This is a genomic window from Lujinxingia vulgaris (assembly GCF_007997005.1).
In the GTDB taxonomy this organism is placed as follows: Bacteria; Myxococcota_A; Bradymonadia; order Bradymonadales; family Bradymonadaceae; genus Lujinxingia.
Genome location: NZ_VOSL01000036.1, coordinates 174,146 through 181,924 on the forward strand (window position 1 = coordinate 174,146; position 7,779 = coordinate 181,924).

The 7,779-nt window shown below is 66.6% G+C and carries 5 protein-coding genes; all 5 read left to right on the plus strand.

Features of this window, described 5'->3' with window-relative positions; genetic code table 11:
* The first annotated feature begins 164 nt into the window (after positions 1 to 164).
* Positions 165 to 1,916: an acyl-CoA dehydrogenase family protein gene (locus tag FRC96_RS07705; protein WP_230469990.1), complete on the plus strand. Its 1,752-nt coding sequence runs from the start codon at positions 165 to 167 to the stop codon at positions 1,914 to 1,916.
* A gap of 128 nt (positions 1,917 to 2,044) precedes the next feature.
* Complete coding sequence (locus FRC96_RS07710; protein ID WP_146973922.1) at positions 2,045 to 3,283, plus strand: M20/M25/M40 family metallo-hydrolase; 1,239 nt, start codon at positions 2,045 to 2,047, stop codon at positions 3,281 to 3,283.
* 113 nt (positions 3,284 to 3,396) lie between these two features.
* The gene (locus tag FRC96_RS07715) at positions 3,397 to 4,464 is read left to right on the plus strand and encodes a hypothetical protein (protein WP_146973923.1); all 1,068 of its coding nucleotides are present in this window, start codon (positions 3,397 to 3,399) and stop codon (positions 4,462 to 4,464) included.
* A 76-nt stretch (positions 4,465 to 4,540) separates the two neighbouring features.
* Complete coding sequence (locus tag FRC96_RS07720) at positions 4,541 to 6,376, plus strand: RCC1 domain-containing protein (RefSeq protein WP_230469991.1); 1,836 nt, start codon at positions 4,541 to 4,543, stop codon at positions 6,374 to 6,376.
* 220 nt (positions 6,377 to 6,596) lie between these two features.
* A partial coding sequence (locus FRC96_RS07725) for a hypothetical protein (protein ID WP_146973925.1) occupies positions 6,597 to 7,779 on the plus strand: 1,183 nt, incomplete at its 3' end.

A 7,779-nucleotide genomic window follows, 5' to 3' on the forward strand; every position in this document is an offset into this window, starting at 1 on the left:
AGGGCGCAGGGCGGGGGCTTTGCGGTGTGCGTGTGCGGTGTGTAGGTTTGCCCGGTCCGATGTCGCACGCGCCGAGAGGGCGTCGCGCATCGCCCCCAATGGCTTTTAACATCATCAAAAGTGAGCGCTCGCTTACCTGTCGGGCGCATCGAAGGAGTGAGACGATGGCCGATACGATCGATCCCAGCTTTGAGACGCCCGAGCCCAACGCCCGCGGACGTCAGGCTCTCAACAACTTCGGGGAGGCGCAGCGTCACAATGCCTATCAGGCCGACGCCCATTTTCAGCGGGTGATTCGCCGCTACGCCCGGCCCGAGCGTCTTGAGGCGCTGGAGGAGGCGCTCGACGCCTTTGGTGAGGTGGTGTTGGGCGAGCTCGATGAGGTGGTACGAAAGAACAACGAGACGACGAACCTGCCGCAGCTCAACCGCTATACGGGGTTTGGGGAGCGGGTCGAGCAGATCGATCATCACCCCACCTACCACGAGGCCGGGCGCCACATTTATGGCTCCGGGGTGATGGCGGCGTACGCGGAGCACCCCAATAACATCGGGGCGCTCAGCCGCTTTTACCTCTCGAGCTTGAACGGGGAGGCCGGCCATAACTGCCCGCTGGCGTGCACCGCCGGGGTGATCCGCGTCTTGCAGGAGCTGGGGAGCGAGGAGCTTAAGGCGACGTATTTGCCGGGTTTTCTCGACGCGGAGTATGCCAACCACCTGGAGGGGGCGCAGTTTTTGACCGAGATTCAGGGAGGCAGCGATGTGGGCGCCAACGGCACCCGCGCGGTGCGTGAGGAGGATGGCAGCTACCGCATCTATGGCGAGAAGTGGTTCTGCTCGAATATCGACGCCGACGTCTTCTTGATGACCGCCCGGGTGGAGGAGCTGGGCGCCGAGGGCACCCGCGGGCTGGGGCTCTTTCTGGTGCCGCGCAAACTCGACGACGGCACGGTCAACGCATTCTACGTGCGGCGGCTCAAAGATAAGCTGGGCACGCGTTCGATGGCGTCGGGGGAGTGTGATTTTCGCGGCGCGCGGGCCTTTCATATGGGGGAGGTTGGCGAGGGTTTCAAACATATGATGAACCTCGTGATCAACACCTCGCGTCTTTATAACGCGGTGGGGTGCTGCGGGGTGATGCGCCGGGCGTACCTCACCGCAAAGCTCTACGCGGATCATCGCGAGGCCTTTGGCCAGGCGATCATCAACTACCCGCTGGTGCAGGAGACGCTTGCCGATGTGCGCGCGGAGCTGGAGGCGATGGTGTCTGCGAACTTCCATCTGACGGCGCTCCAGGATCGCCTCGATGATGGGGGCGCCAGCGAGCGCGAGGGGCAGTTTTTGCGCATGGCCATCAACATCAACAAGTCGCGCACGGCGATGTCGGCGCGCTGGGCGTGTGTGCAGGGCATTGAGGTGCTCGGCGGCAACGGGGCTATTGAGAGTTTCTCGGTGCTGCCGCGCCTTCTGCGCGACGCGATCGTGTATGAGAACTGGGAGGGCACCCACAACACGCTCTACATGCAGGTGTTGCGCGATATGCATCGCTACAAGGTGCACGGTGGCTTCTTTGCGTATCTGAGCGGGCTGCTCAACGAGGTGCAGGGGGCCGAGAAGGCGCGCGCCGATGAGCTGGCTGATGTGTTGGGCGAGCTCTCGGCGAAGGTCGATCGGGTCTTAAGCCTCAACCAGGCCAGCGCGAGCCTGGCGATGCGCGGGCTTGTCGATGAGCTGGCCTACCTGCTCTATGCGGTGGTGCGGGTCTGGGAGCGCGACTCGGCGTCGTTGAAGGGGACCGAAGAGGCGATGGACCTGGCGTCGCTGGAGCATTTCCTCGATCTGCGGGTGCGCGGTGTGCGGCGCGTGGATGATTCGGAGTATCTCAAACGTTTGCAGACGCTGGCAGCGCGCATCTGAGCGTGCGGCCTCGTACTGAAAACCCGAACCCGGGCGTGGTGCAGCGCGTCATAATCGAGCGTTGCCAGCGACCTCTGTGGTCACTAGGTTGAGCCCGGAAGTTCACGCAACCCAAGATGAGTGAGATTATGAGCGAGACGAAGCAACCGTGGAACGAGTCGATGCCCGAGGCGCAGTTTAACTTTATGCGCGACATACTCGCCGCCCCCAGCCCCATTGGTCTGGAAGGCGCGATGACCTACGGGGTGCTCAAGCCACGCTTCGATAAGGTGAAGATGGAAGGCTGGGCGGTGCATCAGTTCCGCGGCAACGCCGGGCTGGTGCTCGACACGCATCCGGGTGAGGACGATCGCCTCACGGTGATGATCATCGGTCACGCCGACAAGATCCGCATGCAGGTGCGCAGCATCTCCGACGACGGCAAGATCTGGATCAACAGCGACTCCTTTTTGCCGCTGACCCTGCTGGGCAATGAGGTGATCCTCTTCAGCGAAGATCCCGAGAAGCCGGGTAACTACCGCGAGATCCGCGGGGGCACGATTGAGGCGCTCGGTGCGATTCACTTCGCCGACAGCTCGGTGCGCAGCGGTGATAAGGGGCTTAAGCCCGAGCAGCTTTACCTGGAGCTGGGCCTTCACGGCGACGATCGCAAGAAGCAGGTCGAGAAGCTGGGGATTCGCGCCGGCGATCCGATCTTGCTCGATCGCCCGATCCGTCGTGGCTTCGGGCCGGACAGCTTCACCGGGGCCTACCTGGACAACGGGCTGGGCTGCTTTGTGAGCGCGGAGTGCGCACGCATCCTGGCCGAAGAGGGCGGGCTCAACAACGTGCGCGTGCTCTTTGCCATCGCCACCCACGAGGAGATCGGTCGCTTCGGAAGCCGCGTGCTCGCCGGCGAGCTGAAGCCGGATGTGGTGATCGGCGTGGACGTGAACCACGACCTTGAGGCGGCCCCGGGCGTGGGCGACAAGCGCTTTACCCCGCTGAAGATGGGCAAGGGCTACACCCTGAGCGTGGGCGCGGTGGCCAGCGAGTTCTTGAACCGTCTCTTTGAAGAGGCTTCGATCGCCAACGAGATTCCGGTGCAGCGCGATGTGTGCGGCCGCGACACCGGCACCGACGCGATGGCGGCGGTCCTGGCGAGCGTGGACGCGGCGGCGACCTCGATCGGGTTCCCGATTCGCAACATGCACACCGTCTCGGAGCTGGGCCATACCGGCGACGTGCTGGCCTCGATCTACGCCATCGTGCGCACCCTGCAGAAGATGGATGAGGCCAACGGCGGCAAGGGTCTGACGGCGGAGGACTTCCGCAACGGGCACCCGCGCCTCGACCAGGTGGAGAAGCTGACCCACCGCGGTGCGTAAGGACTGAGCCTTAAGAGCGGACGCGTAGCTTGCGTCCGGTGAACCAGCGGCGGGGGCTCCTCGCCGCTGGTTTTTTTGATGGAGCGTGGGTGTTGGGCGTCAAGGAGTAGGGCGTGAGTCAGGGAGAAGATCGCGAAGAGCCGAAGGGGGAGCGCTGGTGGGAGCGCGGGCGGCTGGCGGTGGTGGGGGTGGCGAAGAACTGCGGGAAGACGACCACGCTCAACGCGCTGATCGCGCGCCAGCACGAGCGGTCGGTGGGGCTGGTGTCGGTGGGCATTGATGGGGAGCAGTCCGATGTGCTGCTGGGCACGGAGAAGCCGGCGATTGTGGTGGGGGAAGGGCATTGGGTGGTGAGCGCGGAGCAGGCGCTCGCGCGTTCTACGGCGCCTCTGGAGTACGTGCGGGCTCTGGGGGTGAGCTCGCCACTGGGGCAGGTGATGGTGGCCCGGGCGCGAGGCGCCGGCGAGGTGGTGCTGGCGGGGCTGAGGCACCGGGGGGATGTGAGCGCGGCGCTGGAGACGCTCGAAGATCTGGGGGCTGATCCGGTCTTTGTCGACGGGGCGTACGGTCGGGTTGTGGGGGCGCACCCGGAGGTGGCGCAGGCGATTGTGATGTCGACCGGGGCGGTGGTCGGACACTCGGTGCGGGAGGTGGTGCGGCGCACCTCGGATGTGGTGGATCGACTTACGCTTCCGGCGGTAGAGCGGGCGATCTGGCGTGAGGCGCTGGCCTGCGCGCAGCGTGATCAGCGCGCCTACCTGGTTGAAGACGATGGCGAGCTGCGCGAACTTCCGCACGCTTCGGGGCTGGTGGGGTTGAGCCAGGGGCGCAAGTTGTGGCGCACGTCGACGGCGGGGGTGGTGGTGCCGGGGCTTGTGAGCGATCGGGTGCTGGAGGAGTTGCTGGCGGTCGGGACGCAGCGCCGGCGGATGCTGGTGGTGGGTGACGGTACAGCGCTGCACCCGAGCAGCAAATTGTGGCGGCGATTCAGGCGGAGCTGGGAGGTGCGGGTGGGGCATTCGAGTCGGCTGCTGGCGATCACCTACAATCCGAGCTCCATCGCGGGAGCGCATCTCGACGGGCGGGCATTGCGCCAGGGGTTGGAGGCGCGTTGGCCGACGGTGCCGGTGTTTAACCCGGTTGACCCTGATGAGGCTGCGCGCATCTTTCGGGAGTGCTGAGAGCAAGGAAAAGGGGGGCGCGCGCTCGCCAGTGGCGAGTGCGGCGAGCATCTATCTGGCAATGAGGGGGGGGAGCATGAGGATCGGGCGACGATGGGGGCTGGTGCTGGTAGTGATGCTGTTGGTGGGCGTAGGGACGGGGTGCGGCGATGATGATCCCCCCGAAGATCGCGATGGCGGGGTCGAAGATGGAGGCGGAGAGCCCGACGGTGAGGAGCCCGACGCCGACGCAGGCCCGGACGCCCCCGATGGTGAGGACCCCGATCTCGATGTGCCCGATGATGGGGAGCCGCCGGGCGATCTGAGTCTGGAGGTCGATCCGGTGGACTCGCCCGTGACCTTTGAGGGGGAGGAAGCTGAGGTCACGCTGACCTTCTCGTGCGAGCCCGCGGGCTGTGTGACCACCTGCCAGCTCAATGCGCTGGAAGCCGAGCCCTGCACCTCGCCACACACCGTTCAGGTCAACGCTGGCGAGCATGAGGTCGTGATTCGCGCGAGCTATGAGGGGGACGAGGTGGACGAGCGTGTGGTGATTCGTGCGGTGCAGGTTCCCGCGCTGGAGGTGAACGCGCCCCCGGGCGGCGATGTGTATCGCACCGACCTCGGGGTTGTGTCCGCCCGGTGCACCGATCGGGAGGATTGCACGATCACCTGTGAGGTGTGCGCGGAGGGAAGTTGCGAGGCGTTGGCAGGGTGCGAGGACGGCGCCGCGCTCGTGCTGGAGCAAGCGGAGGTGGAGCTTGTGGTGCGTGCCTGCGTGGAGGACGACGGTGAGGAGAGCTGCAACGAGGATCGGCGCACGTACACGCTTGTGGAGCCTCAATGGAGTGCGTTGACGCTGGGGGAGACGCATGGGTGCGCGATTCTGGCTGACGCCACCCTGTGGTGTTGGGGCAACAACGGTGACGCGCAGCTGGGCAGCGTCGAGCCGGAGCGTTCGCTGACCCCCTTGCAGGTGGAAGGGAGCTGGGCGCAGGTAAGCGCGGGGACGTCGCATACCTGTGGGATTCGCACCGAGGGCACGCTGTGGTGCTGGGGGCAGCAGCAGTACGGGCGGCTGGGCAACGGGGAGGTGGACCTCGACGCGGTCGCCGATCCGGTTCAGGTCGGCGAGCTCGATGATTGGGATGAAGTCAGCGCGGGAGATTCGCTCACCTGTGCGCGGCGAGGCACCGAGGCGTACTGCTGGGGGTACAACCCGTCGGGTCGTCTGGGCGTGGGGAGCACGGCGGGAACTGTGCCCACACCCACGCCTGTGTCGGGAGAGCGCGCGTGGCAGCAGATCAGCGCGGGCGCCGAGCACATCTGTGGGCTGACGGAGGCGGATGAGGCGTTCTGCTGGGGGCGAGGGGGCGATGGCCGCCTGGGCTATGGCGGCACCGACAACCTGAGTGAACCCACAGCGGTTGCGGCGGTCGAAGACGCCACGGTGGTGCGCCTGGCCGCCGGGTTTCAGCATACCTGCGCCGATATGGCGACCTCGAGGGGATCGCGGGTCTATTGCTGGGGGCCTGCTTCGACCGGGAGGCTGGGCACCGGCGATGATTCAACGACGTTGATCCTCGAACCGAAAGAGGTGGGCACCGACGTGGAGCTCAGCGGTGTGAGCAGCGGCAACATCCACAGCTGCGCGATCGCCCCCGATGATGCCGCCTGGTGCTGGGGCTATAACAACCACGGTCAGATCGGCGTGGAGCAGACGGGCAATGAGCTTGTGCCGGTGGAGGTCGACACCACCGAGACCTTCGCGCAGATCGAGGCCGGAAAGATCCACACCTGCGGCATCACCACCGCCGGCGCCCTTTTGTGCTGGGGAGAAAACGGCGACAGCGAGCTCGGTCGGGAGATCGAAGGCACCGAGACCTCCGAGCCCGGGCCGGTGAGCTGGCCCTACGGGCTGGAGGCGCTCTAAGCGCCGCGCGCGCAGCGATCCCGGCCGGGATCGCCGCGGGCCGGAGCGCCGCGTCGACGTCACGAGGCAGGTGGGGAGTCGTGTTCGGAGCAGAAGATCGCGTTCTGCACTTCAAATCTTGTAACGCCGGGCCTAAGATGGTGGCGACAACCCCCCGAAGAGTGATGTCGACGACGTGGTGCTGAGTCCGACTCAGCGCGCGGTGAGTTCAGGAGCAGGTGTGAGAGAGGTCGCAACGATCCAGGGCGATGATGAGGATCTTAAGGCGGCCCACCAGCGTGCCCGTCGCGTGGTGGTCGAGGTGCTGGAGAGCTACCTGCCGGCGTTTATCGGCGCGCTCGCGGAGTCGGGACTTGGCAGTGAGGGGCAGGCCGCGCGGGTGGAGCGCCTGGTGCTCGCCATCGACGGGGTGGAGGTCGTCCGCGGGCTTGAGGAGCGAGGTCGGCCAACGCTCACCGCCTTTGATGGCAGCGGCGATGGAACGCTGAAGGTCAACGCGGCGCTGCTTATGGCGCTCGATCCGGTGGCGCTGGCGGATGCCTTTGCACCCACGCTCGCGCAGATTCTGGGGCTCTCGCCCACGTTGGTCACGCTCATCCTCAGGCTTCGGGACGACCAGCAGGTACGCAACCTCGCCGGGCAGGCGGCCCGCCACGCTGCGGCGAAGCCGGTGGCCGCCACGAAGATCCCCGCCCTGGTGCGGTGGCGCCTGGAGCGCTTTGAGGCCCGCCACGCCGGATTGCTCGCCGGGCTGAGCGGCTCGGCATTGGCTTTTGATGTCAGCGGCCGAGAGCCGCTGATGCGGGCGCTGGCCAGCGAGCCCCGGTGGCCGGAGTGGTTTGATGTATGCGAGGTGCCCTACCTCCAGAGTGCGGTGGAGGCGGCAGGTGCCGCGCTGCAGAAGACGCCCTGGGCCCGTCACGCCGGGGCACTCACCGAGCTCTTGTGGGAGTGCGGCGGCGTCTCTCCCCGATCGGCGCTGCGCCAGGCCGCGCGTACGCTGCGATCGATTCCGGGCGTCGATCAGGCACGCGCGCTTCGTCTGGTGGCTGAGGTGCTCGCTGAAGGCGCGACGCCCCAGGGCGGGGCGCTCGACGCCTGGCCCACCTATGCCGAGTTGGCCCAGTCCTGGCGCGATCTTCTGGCGCAAGAGGCTCGCCACCTTGGCAGCTGGCGGGCGGCCCATGATACCAGCCTGGAACTCAACGTCTTTGACCCACCTTGTGTTGCCACTGGCTTAAGCGAGCCTGCGAACCTTCCCTGGACCACGCCGCTTTTATGCTGGTCGACACGCGAGCGCGACGCCCTGCGCGATCTTCTCCGCGGCATGGAGCGCGCCCTGCAGGGGGCGGCCGCCCCGGTGCGCGCCGGACAGCTCGGGGCGCGCGCGTTTGAGGCGCGGG